17 protein-coding genes and 2 tRNA genes are annotated in these 21,006 nt (G+C 60.5%); 16 read left to right on the top strand and 3 right to left on the bottom strand.

Going from position 1 to position 21,006, the window contains the following annotated elements; genetic code table 11:
• Window positions 1-252 precede the first annotated feature (252 nt).
• The 8 genes from RS887_RS06830 (at window position 253) to ychF (ending at window position 7,170) form a co-directional block, all read left to right on the top strand.
• Window positions 253-1,977 (top strand): tetratricopeptide repeat protein, encoded by a 1,725-nt coding sequence (locus RS887_RS06830; RefSeq protein WP_322614834.1) that lies wholly within the window; start codon window positions 253-255, stop codon window positions 1,975-1,977.
• 4 nt (window positions 1,978-1,981) lie between these two features.
• Window positions 1,982-2,599, top strand: a complete 618-nt coding sequence (lolB, locus tag RS887_RS06835) for a lipoprotein insertase outer membrane protein LolB (protein ID WP_322614835.1) — start codon at window positions 1,982-1,984, stop codon at window positions 2,597-2,599.
• A gap of 1 nt (window position 2,600) precedes the next feature.
• Entirely contained in the window at window positions 2,601-3,452 is an 852-nt protein-coding gene (gene ispE, locus RS887_RS06840) for a 4-(cytidine 5'-diphospho)-2-C-methyl-D-erythritol kinase (RefSeq protein WP_322614836.1), read from the top strand.
• A gap of 36 nt (window positions 3,453-3,488) precedes the next feature.
• Window positions 3,489-3,563 (top strand) — tRNA-Gln (locus RS887_RS06845).
• 46 nt (window positions 3,564-3,609) lie between these two features.
• A complete protein-coding gene (locus RS887_RS06850) occupies window positions 3,610-4,551 on the top strand; it encodes a ribose-phosphate pyrophosphokinase (protein WP_003171603.1) in 942 nt (313 codons plus the stop codon).
• Between the two features lie 142 nt (window positions 4,552-4,693).
• A complete protein-coding gene (locus RS887_RS06855) occupies window positions 4,694-5,293 on the top strand; it encodes a 50S ribosomal protein L25/general stress protein Ctc (RefSeq protein WP_007973891.1) in 600 nt (199 codons plus the stop codon).
• Between the two features lie 169 nt (window positions 5,294-5,462).
• Entirely contained in the window at window positions 5,463-6,047 is a 585-nt protein-coding gene (pth, locus tag RS887_RS06860) for an aminoacyl-tRNA hydrolase (protein ID WP_007973893.1), read from the top strand.
• Window positions 6,048-6,069: 22 nt separating this feature from the next.
• Complete coding sequence (gene ychF / locus RS887_RS06865; RefSeq protein ID WP_322614837.1) at window positions 6,070-7,170, top strand: redox-regulated ATPase YchF; 1,101 nt, start codon at window positions 6,070-6,072, stop codon at window positions 7,168-7,170.
• A 184-nt stretch (window positions 7,171-7,354) separates the two neighbouring features.
• On the opposite strand, the gene RS887_RS06870 is transcribed toward ychF, so the two are convergent.
• Window positions 7,355-8,572 carry an MFS transporter gene (locus tag RS887_RS06870; protein WP_322614838.1) on the bottom strand — a complete coding sequence of 406 codons (1,218 nt, stop codon included), beginning with the start codon at window positions 8,570-8,572 and terminating at the stop codon, window positions 7,355-7,357.
• Between the two features lie 334 nt (window positions 8,573-8,906).
• On the opposite strand from RS887_RS06870, the gene RS887_RS06875 reads away from it, so the two are divergent.
• A complete protein-coding gene (locus RS887_RS06875; protein ID WP_322614839.1) occupies window positions 8,907-10,964 on the top strand; it encodes a methyl-accepting chemotaxis protein in 2,058 nt (685 codons plus the stop codon).
• Between the two features lie 15 nt (window positions 10,965-10,979).
• Here RS887_RS06875 and RS887_RS06880 read toward each other — a convergent pair whose 3' ends face one another.
• Complete coding sequence (locus RS887_RS06880) at window positions 10,980-11,885, bottom strand: LysR substrate-binding domain-containing protein (RefSeq protein WP_322614840.1); 906 nt, start codon at window positions 11,883-11,885, stop codon at window positions 10,980-10,982.
• Window positions 11,886-12,111: 226 nt separating this feature from the next.
• Between RS887_RS06880 and RS887_RS06885 the strand changes: the two genes are divergently transcribed.
• The 6 genes from RS887_RS06885 (at window position 12,112) to RS887_RS06910 (ending at window position 17,725) form a co-directional block, all read left to right on the top strand.
• The gene (locus RS887_RS06885; RefSeq protein ID WP_322614841.1) at window positions 12,112-13,230 is read left to right on the top strand and encodes an ABC transporter ATP-binding protein; all 1,119 of its coding nucleotides are present in this window, start codon (window positions 12,112-12,114) and stop codon (window positions 13,228-13,230) included.
• A gap of 15 nt (window positions 13,231-13,245) precedes the next feature.
• Complete coding sequence (locus RS887_RS06890; RefSeq protein WP_108228443.1) at window positions 13,246-14,166, top strand: ABC transporter permease; 921 nt, start codon at window positions 13,246-13,248, stop codon at window positions 14,164-14,166.
• On the top strand, window positions 14,166-14,972 hold the full coding sequence (locus RS887_RS06895; protein ID WP_416339940.1) for an ABC transporter permease: 807 nt from the start codon (window positions 14,166-14,168) through the stop codon (window positions 14,970-14,972). Before RS887_RS06890 ends, RS887_RS06895 begins: the two co-directional genes overlap by 1 nt.
• Before the next feature lie 27 nt (window positions 14,973-14,999).
• Window positions 15,000-16,046 (top strand): extracellular solute-binding protein, encoded by a 1,047-nt coding sequence (locus RS887_RS06900; RefSeq protein WP_322614843.1) that lies wholly within the window; start codon window positions 15,000-15,002, stop codon window positions 16,044-16,046.
• A gap of 60 nt (window positions 16,047-16,106) precedes the next feature.
• Entirely contained in the window at window positions 16,107-17,561 is a 1,455-nt protein-coding gene (locus tag RS887_RS06905) for an amidase (protein WP_322614844.1), read from the top strand.
• Window positions 17,562-17,648: 87 nt separating this feature from the next.
• Window positions 17,649-17,725, top strand: a tRNA-Met gene (locus RS887_RS06910).
• A 139-nt stretch (window positions 17,726-17,864) separates the two neighbouring features.
• Here the strand turns inward: RS887_RS06910 and RS887_RS06915 are convergent.
• Window positions 17,865-18,968, bottom strand: a complete 1,104-nt coding sequence (locus RS887_RS06915) for a DUF2817 domain-containing protein (protein ID WP_322614845.1) — start codon at window positions 18,966-18,968, stop codon at window positions 17,865-17,867.
• A gap of 166 nt (window positions 18,969-19,134) precedes the next feature.
• On the opposite strand from RS887_RS06915, the gene ggt reads away from it, so the two are divergent.
• Window positions 19,135-20,967 (top strand): gamma-glutamyltransferase, encoded by a 1,833-nt coding sequence (gene ggt / locus RS887_RS06920; RefSeq protein ID WP_322614846.1) that lies wholly within the window; start codon window positions 19,135-19,137, stop codon window positions 20,965-20,967.
• Window positions 20,968-21,006: the final 39 nt, after the last annotated feature.

Raw genomic sequence — 21,006 nt, forward strand, 5'->3', positions numbered from 1 at the left:
TACTGCGAGCCGTTCTCGTTTACAGGCGCGTACATCGCTTCCTGTGGGAGCTGGCTTGCCAGCGATGGACTGACTGGCGCCACGTCTTTGCGGTTAAAACGCGTCATCGTTAACGACCATCGCTGCGATGCGGCGACCCGACAAGCCAGCTCCTACAGGGACCGTGCACATGGGAAAATGGCTGGCCGGTTATGTTTGGCCTAAAGCTTGTGTCATGATGATCTGACCGCAGGTTAGTCGTCCTCTTCCCATATGAATAGATCTTCCGCGTTGCTCCTCGCTTTTGTCTTCCTCAGCGGTTGCCAGGCCTTGGCACCCGTTTCGTCGGACGGTACGCCGCCGGCTGAAGACAGCACCCCGGCCCCTGAAAAGCCCAAGGTCTACAGCTCATTCAGCGAGGAAACCATCTTCAGCCTGTTGAGCGCCGAACTGGCTGGCCAACGCAATCGTTTCGACATTGCGCTGGACAACTATGTGACCCAGGCCATCAACACCCAGGATCCGGGCATCTCCGAGCGGGCATTCCGTATCGCCGAATACCTGGGCGCCGATCAGGCAGCCCTGGATACCGCGCTGATCTGGGCCAGGAACGCCCCCGACGACCTCGAAGCGCAACGCGCCGCCGCCGTGCAACTGGCACGCGCCGGGCGTTATGACGACTCCATGGCCTATATGGAGAAAGTCCTGCAAGGCAAGGGCGACACCCATTTCGACTTCCTCGCGCTGTCCGCGGCAGACACCGACCAGGACACCCGCAACGGATTGATGAAAAGCTTCGACCGTTTGTTGCAGCGTCATCCAAACAACAGCCAGCTGATTTTTGGCAAGGCACTGCTGATGCAACAGGATGGCGACGCCAAAGGCGCGCTGACGCTGCTGGAAAACAATCCGCCGGACGACGGCGAAATCGCTCCGATCCTGCTGCGCGCACGCCTGCTGCAAACCCTCAATCGCGGCGACGAAGCCCTGCCGCTCCTGCAGAAAAGCATCAAGAAGTACCCGGACGACAAGCGCCTGCGCCTGACTTACGCACGCATGCTGGTTGAACAGGACCGCATGAACGACGCCAAGGCCGAGTTCTCGAGCCTGGTCCAGCAATACCCGGAAGACGACGAACTGCGTTACTCCCTGGCACTGGTCTGCCTGGAAGCCAAGGACTGGAAGGAGGCCAAGGGTCATCTTGAAGACCTGATCGCCCGGGAAAGCCATGTCGACTCGGCGCACCTGAACCTCGGCCGCATTGCCGAAGAACAGAACGATCCGCAAGGCGCGCTGATCGAATATGCCAAGGTGGGCCCGGGCAACGACTTCCTGCCGGCGCAATTGCGTCAGGCCGACATCCTGATCAACAACGGCAAGACCGCCGAAGCGCAACGCAAGCTGGCGGCAGAGCGCGATGAGCAGCCGGATTACGCCATCCAGTTGTACCTGATCGAAGCCGAAACCCTGTCCGCCAACAATCAGGGCGACAAAGCCTGGAATGTTCTGCAACAGGCCTTGCAGAAATACCCGGACGACTTGAACCTGCTCTACACCCGCGCCATGCAGGCGGAAAAACGCAATGACCTGGCGCAGATGGAAAAAGACCTGCGCACGATCATCAAGCGCGACCCGGACAACGCCATGGCCTTGAATGCCCTCGGCTACACCCTGTCCGACCGCACCACGCGCTACGCCGAAGCCAAGGCCCTGATCGAACAGGCGCACCAGATCAGCCCGGAAGACCCGGCGGTACTCGACAGCCTTGGCTGGGTGAATTACCGCATGGGCAACCTCGACGAAGCCGAGCGCCTGCTGCGCCAAGCCCTGGACCGATTCCCCGATCAGGAGGTCGCCGCTCACCTGGGCGAAGTCCTGTGGGCCAACGGCAAACAGCGTGAAGCCAGACAAGTCTGGGGCAAGTTCCTCAAGGAGCAGCCTGACAGCCCGACCCTGCGCGGCACCATCAAACGCCTGACCGGATCAGAGACCCTTTAGGATTATGTTTTTGCGCCATTTCATCGTTTTCAGTTTTATCGTCCTGCTCGCCGGTTGCGCGGGCCTGGGTCCACGCGAGTCGGTCGAGGGGCATGGCAATCCAGCCCAATGGCGTGAGCACAAACAGCAACTGACCGGCCTCGATGGCTGGCAGATCGACGGCAAGATCGGCATCCGCGCCCCGAAAGACTCGGGCAGCGGCACGCTGTTCTGGTTGCAACGCCAGGACTACTACGACATTCGCCTGTCCGGCCCGCTGGGTCGTGGCGCGGCTCGCCTGACCGGCCGGCCGGGCAAGGTGTCGCTGGAAGTCGCCAACCAGGGACGTTACGACGCGCCAAATCCGGAAGTGCTGCTCGAAGAACAGCTTGGCTGGAAGCTGCCGGTGTCCAACCTGGCCTGGTGGGTCCGCGGGCTCCCGTCTCCGGACAGCAAAAGTCACCTGACACTGGATGCCGACAGTCGCCTGGCCAACCTCGAACAGGATGGCTGGCAGGTCGAATACACCGACTACACCCAACAGAACGGTTACTGGCTGCCGGAGCGAATCAAGCTGCATGGCACCGACCTTGACGTCACACTGGTGATCAAGGCCTGGCAACCACGCAAACTGGGGTCGTGACATGCCAGCCGATCGCCTGACTTTGCCGTCTCCGGCCAAACTCAACCTGATGCTGCACATTCTCGGTCGCCGTGAAGACGGCTACCACGAACTGCAAACGATGTTTCAGTTTCTCGATTACGGCGATGAAATCACCTACGCCCTGCGCGAAGACGGTGTCATTTGCCTGCACACTGAATTCGCAGGCGTCCCCCATGACAGCAACCTGATCGTCAAGGCTGCGAAAAAACTCCAGGAACAGTCCGGGTGCACACTGGGCGTCGATATCTGGATCGAAAAAATCCTGCCCATGGGCGGCGGCATTGGCGGCGGCAGTTCGAATGCAGCAACGACTTTGCTCGGCCTCAATCACCTGTGGCAATTGGGTTGGGATGAAGATCGCCTGGCTGGCCTGGGATTGACGCTGGGCGCCGACGTCCCGGTTTTCGTACGTGGCCACGCGGCTTTCGCCGAGGGCGTGGGGGAAAAACTGACCCCTGTCGACCCGGAAGAACCGTGGTATCTCGTGCTGGTGCCGCAAGTCTCTGTAAGTACGGCAGAAATTTTTTCAGATCCGTTGTTGACACGTAACACGCCTCCCATTAAAGTGCGCCCCGTTCCCAAGGGAAACAGTCGAAATGACTGCTTGCCGGTGGTAACAAGGCGTTATCCAGAGGTACGTAACGCTTTGAATTTGTTAGGTAAATTTACCGAAGCAAAACTCACCGGAACTGGAAGTTGTGTGTTTGGGGGCTTCCCAAGCAAAGCTGAAGCTGATAAAGTCTCGGCCCTTCTTACAGAGACCCTTACAGGGTTTGTAGCAAAAGGAAGCAACGTTTCGATGTTGCATCGCAAGCTGCAAAGCCTGCTCTAAAGGAACCGATTACAGGGTAATCGTTGCAACAGATACAGGGGCGTCGCCAAGCGGTAAGGCAGCAGGTTTTGATCCTGCCATGCGTTGGTTCGAATCCAGCCGCCCCTGCCATTTTCCTATACTCATCCAGGTTACCCTCAGCCTTCAGGTACTGCGCGTGTCCAAGATGATGGTCTTTACGGGGAACGCTAACCCCGATCTGGCTCGGCGTGTCGTACGTCAGCTGCATATCCCTCTCGGTGACATCTCTGTCGGTAAGTTTTCCGACGGCGAAATTACAGCCGAGATCAATGAAAACGTCCGCGGTAAAGATGTCTTCATTATTCAGCCGACTTGCGCTCCGACCAACGATAACCTGATGGAACTGGTAGTGATGGCTGATGCCTTCCGCCGCTCCTCGGCTACTCGTATCACTGCTGTTATTCCTTACTTTGGTTATGCCCGTCAGGATCGCCGTCCGCGTTCCGCACGTGTGGCTATCAGCGCGAAAGTCGTGGCTGACATGCTTACCGTAGTCGGCATCGACCGTGTTCTCACGGTTGATCTGCATGCTGACCAAATCCAGGGTTTCTTCGATATTCCGGTAGATAACATCTACGGCTCCCCGGTTCTGGTGGATGACATCGAAGATCAGCGCTTCGAAAACCTGATGATCGTGTCCCCGGACATTGGTGGCGTCGTGCGTGCACGTGCCGTTGCCAAATCCCTGGGCGTGGATCTCGGGATCATCGACAAACGCCGTGAGAAAGCCAATCACTCTGAAGTGATGCATATCATCGGTGATGTCGAAGGGCGTACCTGTATTCTGGTCGATGACATGGTCGATACCGCCGGCACCCTGTGCCACGCGGCCAAGGCCTTGAAAGAGCATGGCGCAGCCAAGGTTTTCGCCTACTGCACGCACCCTGTGCTGTCGGGTCGGGCGATCGAAAACATTGAAAATTCCGTGCTGGACGAGTTGGTGGTGACTAACACCATTCCTCTGTCCGCTGCAGCACAAGCCTGTGCGCGTATCCGCCAACTGGATATCGCACCGGTAGTTGCCGAGGCGGTCCGCCGCATCAGCAATGAAGAATCGATCAGCGCGATGTTCCGCTAAGGGCCCTGCCCTTCTCGAAATGTCTCGTTGACGAAAAGCGCCCCGCCCCGGCATTCCTGTCGGGGCGGGGCTTTTTTGCCCATATCGCCTTTAGCGCTGGTCGCAAACGCTGGGGCGAGTGTGGTTATTTTGGAGATACAACATGAACGATTTTACTCTGAATGCTGAAGTGCGTTCCGACCTGGGGAAAGGTGCGAGCCGCCGCCTGCGTCGTCTCGCAAGCCTGGTTCCAGCTGTAGTTTACGGTGGCGACAAAGCCCCTGAATCCATCAGCATGCTGGCCAAAGAAGTTGCCAAACTGCTCGAAAACGAAGCGGCTTACAGCCACATCATCGAGCTGAACGTTGGTGGCACCAAGCAGAACGTCGTGATCAAAGCCCTGCAGCGTCACCCGGCCAAAGGCCACGTGATGCACGCTGACTTCGTACGCGTAGTCGCTGGCCAGAAACTGACCGCTATCGTTCCAGTGCACTTCATCAACGAAGAAGCACCGACCAAGAAAGGCGGCGAAATCTCGCACGTTGTTGCCGAGATCGAAGTTTCCTGCCTGCCGAAAGATCTGCCTGAGTTCATCGAAGTCGACCTGGCTAACGCTGAAATCGGTTCGATCATTCACCTGTCGGACCTCAAGGCACCTAAAGGCGTTGAGTTCGTGGCCCTGGCACACGGCGATGACAAGGCTGTTGCCAACGTCCACGCTCCACGTGTTGCTCCAGAAGCTGCAGAAGGCGCTGCAGAGTAATTTTACTCTGTACGCCGGAGTGACCGGAAACATCGCGGACTAGAGCGTAGCGAGAAAGCGGGCGAGAACGCGGAGTTTACATCATGGTAAATGAGCAATTTTCGTCCACTTTCGCCGCACTCCCTGATTGCGGCGATGTTATCCACCACTCCAATGAAGGGCCCCTATCGTGACTGCCATCAAACTGATCGTTGGCCTGGGAAATCCAGGCGCTGAATACGAACAGACCCGGCATAACGCAGGGGCCCTTTTTGTTGAGCGCATCGCGAACGCACAAGGCGTGAACCTTGTGGCGGACCGCAAATATTTCGGCCTGACCGGGCGCTATTCGCATCAGGGTCAGGATGTTCGTCTGCTGATTCCCACCACGTACATGAACCGCAGCGGCCAGGCCGTGGCGGCCCTTGCAGGTTTCTTCCGCATCAAGCCTGAAGAAATCCTCGTGGCGCACGACGAACTCGATCTGCCTCCGGGCGTCGCCAAACTCAAAGTGGGCGGCGGCCATGGCGGTCACAACGGGTTGCGCGACATCATTGCGCAACTGGGCAATCAGAACACTTTCCACCGCCTGCGGCTTGGCATCGGTCACCCGGGCGTCGCCAGCATGGTTTCAAATTTCGTCCTGGGTCGTGCGCCACGCGCCGAACAGGAAAAACTCGATGCCAGCATCGACTTTGCCCTCGGCGTGCTGCCGGATATCCTCGCCGGTGAATGGAACCGCGCGATGAAAAACCTGCACAGCCAGAAGGCCTGACTCTTATCCGAGGGGAAACACCATGGGATTCAATTGCGGCATCGTCGGCCTGCCTAACGTCGGCAAGTCCACCCTGTTCAACGCCCTGACCAAATCCGGGATCGCGGCCGAGAACTTCCCCTTCTGCACCATCGAGCCGAACAGCGGTATCGTGCCGATGCCGGATCCGCGTCTGGAAGCCCTGGCGGCCATCGTCAATCCAAAGCGCATCCTGCCGACCACCATGGAATTCGTCGACATCGCGGGCCTGGTTGCCGGCGCATCGAAAGGTGAAGGCCTGGGCAACAAGTTCCTGGCCAACATCCGTGAAACCGATGCCATCGCCCACGTGGTCCGCTGCTTCGAAGACGAGAACGTGATTCACGTCTCCAACAGCGTCGACCCGAAACGCGACATCGAAATCATCGACCTGGAACTGATCTTCGCCGACCTCGACAGCTGCGAGAAGCAACTGCAGAAAGTCGCGCGCAACGCCAAGGGCGGTGACAAGGACGCCGTGGTCCAGAAAGGCCTGCTGGAGCAACTGATCGCTCACTTCACCGAAGGCAAGCCGGCGCGCAGCCTGATGAAGAACATGGGCAGCGACGAGAAAGCGGTGATCAAGGGCTTCCACCTGCTGACCACCAAACCGGTCATGTACATCGCCAACGTCGCTGAAGACGGTTTCGAAAACAACCCGCACCTGGACGTGGTCAAGGCCATCGCCGAAGAAGAAGGCGCCGTGGTTGTTCCGGTGTGCAACAAGATCGAAGCGGAAATCGCCGAACTCGATGACGGCGAAGAGAAAGACATGTTCCTCGAAGCCCTGGGCCTCGAAGAGCCTGGCCTGAACCGCGTGATCCGCGCCGGCTACGAAATGCTGCACCTGCAGACCTACTTCACCGCCGGTGTCGAAGAAGTCCGCGCCTGGACCGTCCGCGTCGGTGCCACCGCACCACAAGCCGCTGGCGTGATCCACACCGACTTCGAAAAAGGCTTCATCCGCGCCGAAGTGATCGCCTACAACGACTTCATCCAGTACAAGGGCGAAGCCGGTACCAAGGAAGCCGGTAAATGGCGCCTGGAAGGCAAGGATTACATCGTCAAAGACGGCGACGTGATGCACTTCCGTTTCAACGTGTAACTACACCGCCCAAGAAAAAGCCGCGTCCAGACGCGGCTTTTTTGTGCCTGGTACATTTCCAACGAACAATAAAAATCCCTGTGGGAGCGGGCTTGCCCGCGAAGGCATTGTGTCAGTTGCATAAATGTCGACTGATACTCCGTCTTTGCGGGCAAGCCCGCTCCACACAGGAATTTGCATTGGCTCAGGACTTCTTCGTTCTTGGCAGGAAGATTGCCAACACCCCAAACAGCGGCAGGAACGAACACAAGTAGTACACATACTCGATGCCGTGTATGTCCGCCAGATGGCCCAGCAATGCCGCGCCAATCCCGCCGAAACCGAACATCAAGCCGAAGAACACCCCGGCGATCATCCCGACATTGCCCGGCACCAATTCCTGGGCGTACACCACAATGGCCGAGAACGCCGAGGCGAGAATGAAGCCGATGACCGCGCTGAGAATGCTGGTCCAGAACAGGTCGACATGCGGCAGCAGCAAGGTGAACGGTGCAACACCGAGGATCGAAAACCAGATTACTGCCTTACGCCCGATCCTGTCGCCGATCGGGCCGCCAAAGAATGTCCCCGCCGCGACCGCACCGAGAAACAGGAACAGATGCAGCTGCGAGCTAGCCACCGACAGGTCGAATTTCTCGATCAGGTAGAACGTGAAGTAACTGGTGAGGCTGGACATGTAGAAATACTTGGAGAACACCAGTAACCCGAGCACCACCAACGCACTGATCACCCGGCCTTTTGATAAACCGTGCGTCGCGGCCTGACCTTGTTTGAGTTTGAACAGATTCAAGTGATTGGTGTACCAGCGGCTGATCCAGTAGAGCACGAACAGCGCAAATACCGCGAACAGACCGAACCACGCCACGTGCCCTTGACCGAAGGGAATGATGATCGCCGCCGCCAGTAACGGGCCGAACGCCGAGCCCGCGTTACCCCCGACCTGGAAGGTCGACTGCGCCAGCCCGAAGCGCCCGCCCGAAGCCAGTCGCGCCACACGGGACGCTTCCGGGTGGAAGGTCGAAGAACCGATGCCGATCAAACCCGCTGCCAGCAGAATCAGCGGGAAGCTGCCGACTACCGACATCATCAGAATCCCGACCAAGGTACAGACCGTACCCGCCGGCAGCAGCCACGGCTTGGGATGGCGGTCGGTGTAGTAACCAACCCAAGGCTGCAACAACGAGGCCGTCAACTGGAACGTCAGGGTGATCAGGCCAACCTGGGTAAAGGTCAGGCCATAGTTGGCCTTGAGCATCGGATAGATCGACGGCAGCACCGACTGGATCAGGTCGTTGATCAAATGCGCCAGCGCCACCGCGCCGATGATGTGCATCACCAGGGGACTGCTTTGGGGCGTAGCGGACGCCGGCACTGAACCGGTCTGGGCGTTGCTGATAGCCATGGGGATTTCCGTACAACAGGTGGGTGCAAACGGGCAGGTGCGCCAATGTGCCATTTTTCAGTGCAGCAACGCCATCCCCTTAGCCTGCTAACGACTTCGATTTTCATCGCCATAACGTTGATGGCGCAAAGCCATGGTCTGAATCTTGCCTTGCTTGTCTGCTTGAACGCGGCTTCCTTACAAAGGAGGCCGACAATGGGAAGTTTCGCCACAGAGTCGGCCTACAGAGCGGACAAGGGTGAACTTTCGAGGCCTTTTTAGAGGGCACGAGTCGGCGGTGCAACAACCTCCGACGCACGCCAATGGTGCGTGGTGTCCAGAGGAGTCATGGGGCATGCAGGCTTTTTTATCACCGGGGATCGGGTTGCTGGGGCGTTTTGGCTTTGCACGCAAATTCCAGCTGTTGTTTCTGCTGTTTATCCTGCCGCTGGCTGGCAGCCTGTGGATGATCGGCCAGGACTATCGCGACAAACTCAGCCTGATCTCCGGCGAACGCGCCGGGGTGCGGCAACTGCTTGCGCTTGATGTGCTGGATGACCTGCTCGCCGCCCAGCGTGATCGCGCCGCCCGGTGGCGCGCCACGGAAACCAATCGCCAGCCAACGCCGGCCACCCTCGTTGCGATGGCTGCGTTCGATGCGGTTCAACCCGCCGTCAGCCAGGCCACTGCCGAGTTGGGAAACGCCCTGCAAAAAGAAGGTGCCGAGGGTGAAACACTGTCGCGTTATCAGGCCCTGCAAACCGCCCTCGATGGCCTCGACTCAAAAAGCCTGAGCAATGTCGGCTGGTGGCCGGATGGCTACGATCGCTTCACCAACGCCTTGAGCGCCCTGCAAGCCTTGCGCGAGCAGATCGCCATGGACAACCGCCTGACGCTGGCACCGTGGCTGGAAACCTACTTGCTGACGCAGATTTCCACCCAACATGCGCCGGACCTGATCGAACGCGTCGGTCGCCTGGCAGCGGTGGGCCAGGCGTCGGTCGTGTCCGGGCAGTTCACTCTGCAAAGCCGCCTGCAACTGCGCGACTTGCGCAGCCGCATCGGCGATGCGCGCGAGCAGCTGGTGAAAACCGCAGGCCTGCTCGAAGCGCGCCTGCCCGGCGCTCTGCAAACCTGGGCCGGGCAATACCACGACAGCCTCAAGCACCTGGACGCCGGCCTGAAGGTGCTGGATGACGGCGTGTTCGGCGGCAGCATCAACCTCAAGCCGGATGACTTCGAACGCAGTCTCGATGCCCTGCTCTCTGACCTCGCCTCATTGCGTCAGCAGTCGCTGGTGTCGCTGGATCAACGCCTTGATTACTACCACGGCTCGGCGATCCGTCAGTTCATTGTGGTGGCTGCCGTGTTCGGCTGCCTGCTGTTGGCCGCGCTGTATCTGTTCATCTGTTTGCAGGCCTCGATCCGCCGCAGCGCCAGCGGCATCACGCTACTGGCCGAGGCCTTGCGCGATGGCAATCTGAGCCTGCAAGTACCGGTTCAAGGCCGGGACGAACTGGCCGCCATCAGCACCGCGCTGAACGTCGCCGTGGTGCAACTGCGCACCAGCCTGCAAGGGGTGGACCACGAAACCCTGCAATTGAGCCACGCGGTGCAAACCCTCAACCATCACTCCAGTGACGCCTTGGGCGAAGTCGAAGCCCAGCAGCTGCAGATCAGCCAGATTGCCGCGGCGGCGACGCAACTGGCCGCCACCTCACAAGGGGTGGCCCACAGTTGCGAACAGGCGTCCGGCAGCGCCCAGCACACCCGGCGCATTGCCGCCGACAGCAGCCGTGACAGCCAGCGCACCACCGCGAGCATCCAGCAGCTCAACCAACGCCTGAATGAAACCGCAGCGGCGCTGGGCCGGGTCAGCGAGCAGGGGCAGCAGATCCAGTTGGTGGTCGACACCATTCGCGGCGTTGCCGAGCAGACCAATCTACTGGCGCTAAACGCTGCAATCGAAGCGGCGCGTGCCGGCGAACAGGGTCGCGGCTTTGCGGTAGTGGCCGATGAAGTGCGCAGTCTGTCGCAACGTACGCAATCTTCAACTGCGCAGATTGCCGGCACTGTCGATAGCTTGCGCAACACGGTGAACGAAGCCGTGAGCCTGATGGAAGCGGCCTGTGGTCAGGCACAGTCCGATGCGCAGGCTGTGACAGGTCTGGGTGAACGGCTCGGGGAAATCGCCAGTGCGGTTCAAAGCGTCACCGATACCCTGGCGCAAATCGCCACGGCGGTGGAGGAACAGGCCAGCACCGCCGATGAGGTCAGCGGCAATATCCAGCAGGTCGATCAAGCGGCGGTGCGTTTGCTCGAAGGTGCGCGCGCGGTGAACCAGGCAGCGGACACCTTGAGCCACGGCAGCAAGGCCCTCAGCGACAACACCGGGCGCTTCCGCTTGAGTTGAATCCGGCAGCGCTGCTCAGGCGCGGATCACCGCCTCCGGGAAGTCCTGCTCCAGCTCGGTCTTGAGCCAGTCGATAAACCACGCCACGTCCGCCGAGAGCTCGGCGGACGGCGTGAGCACCCGATAGCTTTCCAGCTTCACTTGCGCGTCCACCACCCGCACCAACTTGCCGCTATGGAGTTCTTCGCGCACCAGCACTTCGTTGGCCAGGGCAATGCCCTGCCCGCTCTCGGCCACCGACAGCGCGTGGTCGTTGTTGACGTAGAGCATGTCCGAATTGAGGTGCATGTCGAGGTCGTTGGCGGCGAACCACAGGTTCCACCACTCACCGTCATCGACGTGGATCAGGTTGTGTTTCACCAGGTCCGCGGGGCTGTCGATGGGCTCGACGCTGGCCAGGTATTCGGGGGAACAGATCGGAAACACCCGAGGACAAATCAGGCTGGTGCGGGAGTGGGCATACTGGCCGTCCAACCCGTAGACGATGCCCAGGTCAGCGCTTTTGCCATCCACTTCGGTGAAGGTCGAATTGGGTTCGATGGCGAATTTCAAACCCGGACGCAGATGGCGCATGGCTTCGATGCGTGGCATCAGCCAGCGCTTGGCGAACCCCGGCACCACCATGATGCGCAACCAGCGCTCGGCGTGTTTGGGCTGCGCCTCTTTTCCGGCTTCGATGATCAGTTGCAAGGCGGCAGCGATCTTGCGGTGGTACTTCTCCCCCGCCGTCGTCAGGTTGACCCCGCGAGAGGTGCGCTCGAAGAGTTGGATGCCCAGCCAGTCTTCCAGCAACTTCACGTGACGGCCGATGGCCGGCTGGGTCACGTGCAGGGCTTTGGAGGCTTCGACATAGCTGCCCAACCGGGCCGCGGCATCAAAGGCACGCACCGCGTTGAGCGGCGGCAAACGGTGGTCAGGCATGGTTTCCGGACGCCTTGTACTGTTAAATTTTTTAACAACCCCTATGTTAAAATTGAAGTTTCGCCCCCGCAACCCCTCGCTGATAATCGATCCACAGCAGAACAACAAAACAGCTGGTTACAACACCCGAACGCAATCTCGATCCTGCCCAGAAAAATAATATCCATGGTCCGACGGCTCAGCTGCTCACAGCACTCGCGGACGATGGGGGAATCGGAGGTAACGCATGAATGCCCTGCATTCGCTGCAAACGCTGGCGGTGTCCATCCGCTCAGTGCGCAAAGTCTACGGTGATCCACGTACCGGTCCGGTGGCGCTCAAAAGCATCGACCTGGACATTCGCGACAACGAATTCTTCACCCTTCTCGGCCCTTCGGGCTGCGGCAAAACCACGCTCCTGCGGATGATCGCCGGGTTCGAATTCCCTACCGAAGGCGAGATTCTGCTCTACGGCGAAAACATCGCCGACCGCCCGCCCTTCCAGCGCCCGGTCAATACGGTGTTCCAGCATTACGCGCTGTTCCCGCACATGACCATCGCCGAGAACCTGGCCTTTGGTCTTGAATCCCAGCCGATGGGCAAAGTCCTGAACAAAACGCAAATGGCCGAACGGGTGCGCGAGATGCTCGCCCTGGTGCAGATGGAACGTTTCGCCAACCGCAAGCCGGCGCAACTTTCCGGCGGTCAGCAACAGCGCGTCGCCCTGGCTCGCGCACTGGCGCCACATCCCAAGGTCTTGCTACTCGATGAACCGCTCTCGGCCCTGGACCTCAAGCTGCGCCAGGCCATGCGCGAAGAGCTGAAAACCATCCAGGCGCGCACCGGCATTACCTTCATCTTCGTCACCCACGACCAGGAAGAAGCCCTGACCATGTCCGACCGCATCGCCGTGTTGTCCGAAGGCGAAGTGCAGCAGGTCGGCCGCCCGGAAGACATCTACGAGCGCCCGCGCAACCGCTTTGTCGCGGACTTCATCGGTGAAACCAACTTCATCGAAGGCACGGTCACCCGCGTCGAAAATGGCCTGGCCTGGTTCGCCGGCCCGGCCGGTCACCCTCTGCCTGCGCAGCCGTGCAGCGATGTGCGGGTCGGTGCCAGCATCGCGTTGTCCGTGCGCCCCGAGCGTTTGCATCTGGTGCCGGGCAATACCGACGGTGCCTTGCCGTGCCGGATCGAAGTGCAGATCTACCTCGGCACCGACCTGCAATACCAGGTCAGCCTGAGCGACGGCTCGCGCCTCACCGTGCGTACCCCCAACTGCATCGACCAGAGCAAACGCTTCGCACCAGGAAGCCAGGCCGGCCTGTTGTTTGACCAAGGTAGCGCCAGCGTCCTGCACGATTGAGCACGAGGAATTGCCATGCACGCTTTACCGATTGCCAATACCCTGGAACGTCGGCGGGCTTTCCAGAGTTTTCTCGGTGTCAGCCCCGCGCTGATCGCCATCGGCCTGTTTCTGATCGTGCCGATCCTGATCGTCATCGGTTACTCGCTGATGGAAGCCAACCCCTACGGCGGGGTGAACAAGGTATTCAGCAGCGACGCCTACACCTCGCTGCTGTTCGAGCGGCAACTGGATGACAGCCTGGCCTTCGCCGACTCCTACCTGATCATCGCCTTGCGCTCGATCGGCATCGCCGGGCTGACCACCGTCATCACCCTGCTGATCGGCTTTCCGGTCGCGGTGTGGCTGGCCATGCAACCGGCCCATCGCCGAGGCCTGCTGATCTTTCTGATCACTGTGCCGTTCTGGGCCAACCTGTTGATCCGCACCTATGCGTGGATTCTGCTGCTGCGCAACACTGGGGTGATCAACAACAGCCTGATGGGCCTGGGGGTCATCGATCAACCGTTGCAACTGCTCTACACCGACGGCGCGGTGTTGCTGGGGCTGGTCTACACCTACGCGCCCTTCGTCGTGCTGCCGATCTACGCCACCCTGGAAAAAATGGACATCCGCCTGCTCGAGGCCGCCCAGGACCTTTACGCCGGGCGTGTGCGCACCTTGCGCAAGGTGGTGTTGCCGATCGCCAAACCGGGGATCCTTGCCGGCGCCATCCTCACCTTCGTGCCTTGCCTGGGCGCGATGATAGCCCCGGAATTGCTCGGCGGCGGCACGCGAATGATGCTCGGCAACCTGATCTTCCGGCAGTTCAGCGATGCCCGTAACTGGCCCTTCGGTGCGGCCCTGTCTTTGGTGCTGATGGCGGCGGTGATGTTGGTTCTGACGGTCTATGCCCTGCGTGCCGAACGCCAGCGCATCGCCAAAGGAGGTGCGTGATGATCGGCCTGTTCAAACGCAACACGCTGGACGTGCAAGACTTCCCCGGTTTCGGCGGTTTCAGTTTCCTGTTCTACCTGTACCTCTACGCGCCAATCGTGGTGCTGGTGGCGTTCTCGTTCAACGCCAACCAGTCGGCCACGGTGTGGACCGGATTCAGCCTCGACTGGTATCGCGCCGCATTCGCCAACCAGGCCCTGCGCCAGGCGGCCGGCAACAGCCTGTTGATTGCCGTCTGCGCCAGCATGGTTGCCACGGCCATCGCCACCCTCGCCGCCCTCGGCACGTCACGGGGGGCGAAGTTCAAAGGTCTGCAACTGTCCATGGGCGCAATCATGCTGCCCCTGGTACTGCCGGAAATCGTGGTCGGCGTCGCCACCCTCGCGCTGTTTTCCACCATCGGCCTGTCCCTGGGCTACGGCAATCTGATCATCGCTCACACGGTGTTCTGCATTCCGTTTGCCTTTCTGCCGATACGGGCACGCCTGAACGACATGGACCTGTCCCTGGAACAGGCCTCGGCCGACCTCTATGCCGGACCTTGGCGGACCTTCCGCAAGGTCACCCTGCCGTTGCTGATGCCGGGGATTTTCTCCGGGCTGATGCTGGCCTTCATCGTATCGCTGGATAACTTCGTGATCTCGATGATGGTCTCCCAGGCCGGTACCACCACCTTGCCGATCTTCATCTTCGGCCTGTTGCGCATGGGCGTGACACCCGACGTCAACGCCGTCTCGACCCTGATCCTGGGCGTCTCGGTGCTGTTCGTCACCCTTTCCTATCTGCTGGGCAAAAAGAAATCCTGATCCTTCTACGCACTGTGGGGAAATAGCATGAGCAAGTGGATTAAAAGCATCGGCGCGTCGTTGTTCCTGACCTTGCCGCTGACCATGGCCGGCAGCGTTCAGGCCGCGGAAAAACTCAATGTAGTGAGCTGGAGCGGTTATTTTTCGCCGGAGATTCTCGCCAAGTTCCAAAAGCAGACCGGTATTGAAGTCACAGTCGACTCCTACGACTCCAACGAAACCCTGCTGGCCAAATTGAAACAGGGCGGTGCCGGTTACGACGTGGCGATCCCGTCCCACCAGTTCATTCCAATCCTGATCAAGGAAAAGCTGCTGGAGCGCTTCGACCCGGTCAACGAGCCCTACTATGCCGGCGTCGTCGACAACCTGAAAAAACCCACCTGGGACCCGGAAGGCGCCTATTCCGTGCCATTCATCTGGGGCACCACCAGCGTGGTGCTCAACACCGAGCGCTACAAGGGCCCTGCCGACAGCCTCAAGGTGCTTTACGAGCCACCGGCCGAGCTGCAAGGGCGAATCAACATGTTCGACTCGGTCAGCGATGTGGTGGACATGGCCAGCCTGTACTTGAACATTCCGCTGTGCAGTGAAGATCCGAAGCAGATGCAGCAGATTCTGACCCTGCTCAAGACGCAGAAGCCGTTCGTCAAAACCTACAGTTCCAAGGCGGGTTCGATCCGCGAAAACCTGGCGTCCGGTGAGATCGACATGTCGACTTTCTGGGGTGGTTCGTCGATGCGCGCCCGGGAAATGAAACCGAGCCTGAACTACCTGTACCCGAAAGAAGGCGTACTGGCCTGGGTCGACAACATGGTCATCCCGACCGGCAGCAAGCACCCGGCGAACGCCAAGGCGTTCATTGCGTTCCTCAGCCAGCCTGAAAACGCGGCGATGACCCAGAACTTCCTCAAGCACCAGAGCCCGATCAAGGGTGTGGAGCCGTTCCTCGACGCGGGCCTCAAGGATGCGCCGGAACTGCACATCCCCGATGGCACTCCGGTGGTGTTCAGCAAGACCTGCGGCGAAGGCGCGATCCGCCTGGCCGACCGTCTCTGGACCAACCTGATGCGTTGATCGCTATCGCCCCGACGCAATGGCGGGGCGTTTTTCCAGCCGCTTGAAAGGCCGCTTGCAATGAACTCTAACAACATCAGCGAACTGGTCCTGTTGCAGGCCCATGAGCTCGCCGAACGCATCCGCCTGCGCCAGGTTTCCTGCCGGGAAGTGATGCAGACTTATCTTGCCCATATCGAACGCTTCAATCCGCAGGTCAATGCGCTGGTGAGCCTGCAAGCGCCGGACGACCTGCTGGCCCAGGCGGATAACCGGGACGCCGAACTGGCTCGTGGCGACTACAAGGGCTGGATGCACGGCCTGCCGCACGCGATCAAGGACCTGTCCCTGACCCTCGGCATCCGCACCACCCTGGGTTCGCCGCTGTACAAAGACTTCATCCCCGAGCGCGACGGCATCATGGTCGAGCGGATCAAGGCCGCAGGCGCGATCATCATCGGCAAGAGCAACACCCCGGAATTCGGTCTCGGCTCGCAAAGCTATAACCCGCTGTTCGGCGCGACCGGTTGCGCCTACGACCCGAGCAAGACCGCTGGTGGCAGCAGCGGCGGCGCGGCGGCGGCGCTGGCCATGCATCTGTTGCCGGTGGCCGATGGCAGCGACATGATGGGCTCGCTGCGCAACCCGGCCGCGTTCAACAACATCTTCGGCTTCCGTCCGTCCCAGGGCCGCGTGCCCTTCGATGACAGTGCCGACCTGTTTATCGACCAACTCGGCTACGAAGGCCCCATGGCGCGCAGCGTGCGCGATGCGGCGTTGCTGCTGTCGGTGCAGGCCGGGGCCGATGCGCGGGCGCCGCTGTCGATTGCCGAGTCCGGCAGCGCCTTTGCGGCACCGCTGGATCGTGACTTCAAAGGCACTCGTCTGGGCTGGCTCGGCGACTTCAACGGCTACCTGCCGATGGAAAAAGGCATCCTCTCGCTGTGCGAAAAGGCCTTCGGCGATTTCGAAAGCCTGGGTTGCCATATCGAGCCCGTACAGCCGGAGTTCGCGCCAGAGAAGCTGTGGAGCAGTTGGCGGACATTGCGTCACTGGATGGTCGCCGGCTCGTTGGGCGCGACCTATGCCGACCCGAAAAAGCGTGCACTGTTGAAACCGGAAGCCTGCTGGGAAGTCGAAAACGGCCTGAAACTCTCGGCCACTGACGTGTTTGCCGCGTCGGTGATGCGCAGCGACTGGTATAGGGCAATCTCCAGGCTGTTCGAAAGATACGACTACCTGCTGCTGCCGAGCGCCCAGGTATTCCCGTTCGATAAAACCCAACCGTGGCCCGCCGCCATCGAAGGCGTGAGCATGGACACCTATCACCGCTGGATGGAGGTGGTGATTCCCGGCACCCTGTCCGGATGTCCGGTGGCTAACGTACAGGTCGGCTTCAACGCCAGCGGCCTGCCCATGGGCCTGCAAATCATCGGCAGACACCAGGCCGACTTCGCTGTCCTGCAACTGGCCCACGCGTACGAACAGGCCAGCCGCTGGTTCCAGCGCTGCCCTTCACCCTTGCTCAGAGGATAGATTTTGATAAACGGTTGAAAGCGCAGAGAAATATTTTAGATTTGTGCTTGACGCATCCCCGTTACCGGTGAATAATGCGCGCCACTTGGCTACATAGCTCAGTTGGTTAGAGCATAGCATTCATAATGCTGGGGTCCGGGGTTCAAGTCCCTGTGTAGCCACCAAGTACTAAAAACGGCTTACCGAAAGGTAGGCCGTTTTTTTATGCCTGTAGGAATGAGCTCGCTCGCGATGGAATCAAGAACACCGGGTTCTGTCTGGGTTAGCGCGGTGTCTGGTAGTCCATCGCGAGCAAGCTCGCTCCTACACTGTCGGCAATGCCGACAACGCCCGCTCCCAGATCTGCCACGTGCGCAACCAGACCATCGCCTGCCAATCGCTATCCGCCGGATAGAACTGCTCCAGCAGATTCAACTTGATCCCGCGCCCCGTTGCGTCGCTTGGGTTGCCATGCAAATGCAGCCAGTGGTCATCACGCAGATGCCGGTGAACATCCGGCCCCGGATAGGTCCCGCACTCGATGACGAAAGGCATCAGCCGTACCTGCGGCAACGCATCGATCAACGCCTGTGAGGTATAGCCGGTGGCTGTCGCGGCCACACCGGTTTCGCTGACAGTCTCGGCACCGGTTTGCAGGCTGTAGAGCCACGGGCCGTAAATCGCCTGCGCATCCGCCAGTGCCGGATAGGCGGACTCGGTGATGGTCAGCAACATCGGATGACCGTACTCGCCAGCGCCTGTGTGCAAGTCGAAACACATGGCGACCTCGGCATGGCTCACGTGCTTTTGCACGATTTGGTGCAGCGTGCGGTTCGACCAGCTCGGCGCCAGCCCGCCATAAAACAGGCCATCGGGATGAGCGTGCTGACCGCCCTCGACAATCGACATCACCGCCGGCCAGCCATGCAGGCGAATCTGCTCGTCGAGCAAGGCATCGGCACGCTCACGCTGCGGGCCGTGCAACTGCGGGCAGGCATAGATTTCATGCAGGGCGTTGTATGCCTGATTGTCTGGCAGCGGGCGCTGGAAGTTCAGATGATTGCGGTTCAGGTCGATGTTGTCTTCGTTGACCCGGCGCAACCACGCCATGCCCCAAGGGTTGATGGCATGGATCATGACCACGGCGACATCCGCTGGCAGGGAACGTCTGCCCAACTCCTGCAGCCATTTGATCTGGCACCCCGAGCCATAGAAGCCTTCAACCCCGTGGGTGCCGCTCAGCGCAATCAACAGGCGCCTGGCGCCCGGATCACCGAGCACCGCCACATCCGTACTCAGCGATTCGCCGAACGGTCCTTTGAGCGGGTGTGGATACTCCGTCAGCGTCGCGCCTGCCGTGGTTGCTGCGGCCAGGAACTGTTCACGCTGGGCGTGATAGCCGGGCTGGGTGGGGAACTCGGTTTGCATGTCTGCCTCTTGTTGATTTTCTGGCCTGCCTGTTGGCAACGACCCTACAGAAAATCCTGTCGTTGATGAAGGACTAAAACGTCAATGCAGCCGGAGCTGGTTTGCGTCCCTTCCAGTCGGCCGATAAAGTCCACTGATCGTAGATCCAACGGACGGAGTACCCCACGTGTTCTCAACCTTCCCTTTGCGCCGCTATCGCCTGCCAGCCGTAGCTCTGCTCGCCAGTGCCCTGACCCTGGCCGCGTGCAACAACGCTTCGGTGCCGACGTTGCCGCTCGCTCCGGAAAGCGCTTCCGGGTTCCGCACCGACCTGCGCACCCAACACGCCGAAAAATACATGGCCGCGGCGGCCAACCCGCTGGCGGCCGAAGCCGGGCGGGAGATGCTGCGCCGGGGCGGCTCGGCGATCGATGCCGCGATTGCGATGCAAGCGGTGTTGACGCTGGTCGAGCCGCAATCTTCGGGCATCGGCGGCGGCGCATTGATCGTACTCTGGGATGGCAAGGCCGTGCGTACCTACGACGGACGTGAAACCGCCCCGGCCGGCGCCACCGAGAAGCTTTTCCTGCAAGCCAACGGACAACCGATGGGGTTTACCCAGGCACAGATCGGTGGTCGTTCGGTGGGCACGCCGGGCGTACTGCGTGCCCTCGAACTGGCCCATCAAAAACATGGGCGCCTGCCCTGGGCGCAGCTGTTTGAACCGGCCATCCAGCTCGCCGAGCAAGGCTTCGCCATTTCGCCACGCCTGCACCAGTTAATCGCCGCGGACTCGTCCATGCCGCGCTCAGCGGAAATGATGGCTTACTTCCGTAATGCCGATGGCAGCCCGAAAGCCGTCGGCACAAACCTGAAGAACCCGGCGCTGGCCGCCGTGCTCAAACGCATCGCCCAGGAAGGTTCCGATGCCCTGTACAAAGGCCCGGTCGCCGAGGAAATCGCAGCCAAAGTTCAAGGTCACGCCAACCCCGGCAGCTTGTCCTTGACCGACCTCGCCAACTATCAGGCCAAGGAACGCACACCGCTGTGTACCGACTACAAGCGCTGGCAAGTCTGCGGCATGCCGCCGCCGTCGTCGGGCGGGATCGCCGTGGCGCAGATTCTCGGCACGCTGCAAGCCCTGGAGGCTCGCGACAAGCGCCTGGCGCTGGCACCGCTGAAACCGGTCAGAACCACGGCCCCGGCCGGCATCGAACCCGCCCCGCAAGCCGTGCACCTGATCTCGGAAGCCGAACGCCTGGCCTATGCCGACCGCGCACAGTACGTAGCCGATACCGACTACGTACCCGTCCCGGTCAAGGGCCTGGTGGACCCGGCCTACCTCGCCAGTCGTGCCGCCCTGATTGGCGAACGCAGCATGGGCACGGCCAAGCCCGGCACCCCGCCGGGCATTCAGGTAGCCTACGCGCCGGACCGTTCGCCGCTGCGGATCTCCACCTCGCAAGTGGTGGCCGTCGATGACGCGGGCGGCGCGGTGTCGATGACCACCACCATCGAGTCGGCGTTCGGCTCCCACATCATGGTTCAGGGGTTCATGCTCAACAACGAGATGACCGACTTCTCGTTCATTCCCGAGGAAAACGGGCAGAAAGTCGCCAACCGCGTCGAACCCGGCAAACGCCCGCGCTCATCCATGGCCCCGACCCTGATTTTCGACCGCCAGAGCGGCGAATTCCTCGCCACTGTCGGCTCCCCCGGTGGCTCGCAAATCATCGAGTACGTCGCCAAATCCACCATCGGCCTGCTCGACTGGAACCTCGATGCGCAAACCGCCATCAACCTGCCCAACTTCGGCAGCCGCAACGGCCCGACCGAGCTGGAACAGGGACAGTTCAGCCCCGCGCTGATTCAGGCGCTGAAAGACAAAGGGCATAGCGTGAGCGAAATCGACATGACCAGCGGCACCCAGGCGATTGTCCGGGTCAAGGACGCCCAAGGGAAAGCATCGCTGACCGGAGGTGCCGACCCGCGGCGTGAGGGGCAAGCGTTGGGGGATTGAGTCGTACGCAGGAACGAGAAATGGCTTACCGGTGGGTAG

It is taken from the genome of Pseudomonas sp. BIC9C (assembly GCF_034541995.1).
GTDB classification, from domain to species: Bacteria; Pseudomonadota; Gammaproteobacteria; order Pseudomonadales; family Pseudomonadaceae; genus Aquipseudomonas; species Aquipseudomonas fluorescens_CC.

What these genes read in the sequence shown, in the direction of transcription:
- RS887_RS06830 (WP_322614834.1), top strand. Translation starts at nt 253, where the DNA reads ATGAATAGATCTTCCGCGTTGCTCCTCGCTTTTGTCTTCCTCAGCGGT.
- lolB (WP_322614835.1), top strand. Translation starts at nt 1,982, where the DNA reads ATGTTTTTGCGCCATTTCATCGTTTTCAGTTTTATCGTCCTGCTCGCC.
- ispE (WP_322614836.1), top strand. Translation starts at nt 2,601, where the DNA reads ATGCCAGCCGATCGCCTGACTTTGCCGTCTCCGGCCAAACTCAACCTG.
- RS887_RS06855 (WP_007973891.1), top strand. Translation starts at nt 4,694, where the DNA reads ATGAACGATTTTACTCTGAATGCTGAAGTGCGTTCCGACCTGGGGAAA.
- ychF (WP_322614837.1), top strand. Translation starts at nt 6,070, where the DNA reads ATGGGATTCAATTGCGGCATCGTCGGCCTGCCTAACGTCGGCAAGTCC.
- RS887_RS06870 (WP_322614838.1), bottom strand. Translation starts at nt 8,572, where the DNA reads ATGGCTATCAGCAACGCCCAGACCGGTTCAGTGCCGGCGTCCGCTACG.
- RS887_RS06875 (WP_322614839.1), top strand. Translation starts at nt 8,907, where the DNA reads ATGCAGGCTTTTTTATCACCGGGGATCGGGTTGCTGGGGCGTTTTGGC.
- RS887_RS06880 (WP_322614840.1), bottom strand. Translation starts at nt 11,885, where the DNA reads ATGCCTGACCACCGTTTGCCGCCGCTCAACGCGGTGCGTGCCTTTGAT.
- RS887_RS06885 (WP_322614841.1), top strand. Translation starts at nt 12,112, where the DNA reads ATGAATGCCCTGCATTCGCTGCAAACGCTGGCGGTGTCCATCCGCTCA.
- RS887_RS06890 (WP_108228443.1), top strand. Translation starts at nt 13,246, where the DNA reads ATGCACGCTTTACCGATTGCCAATACCCTGGAACGTCGGCGGGCTTTC.
- RS887_RS06895 (WP_416339940.1), top strand. Translation starts at nt 14,166, where the DNA reads ATGATCGGCCTGTTCAAACGCAACACGCTGGACGTGCAAGACTTCCCC.
- RS887_RS06900 (WP_322614843.1), top strand. Translation starts at nt 15,000, where the DNA reads ATGAGCAAGTGGATTAAAAGCATCGGCGCGTCGTTGTTCCTGACCTTG.
- RS887_RS06905 (WP_322614844.1), top strand. Translation starts at nt 16,107, where the DNA reads ATGAACTCTAACAACATCAGCGAACTGGTCCTGTTGCAGGCCCATGAG.
- RS887_RS06915 (WP_322614845.1), bottom strand. Translation starts at nt 18,968, where the DNA reads ATGCAAACCGAGTTCCCCACCCAGCCCGGCTATCACGCCCAGCGTGAA.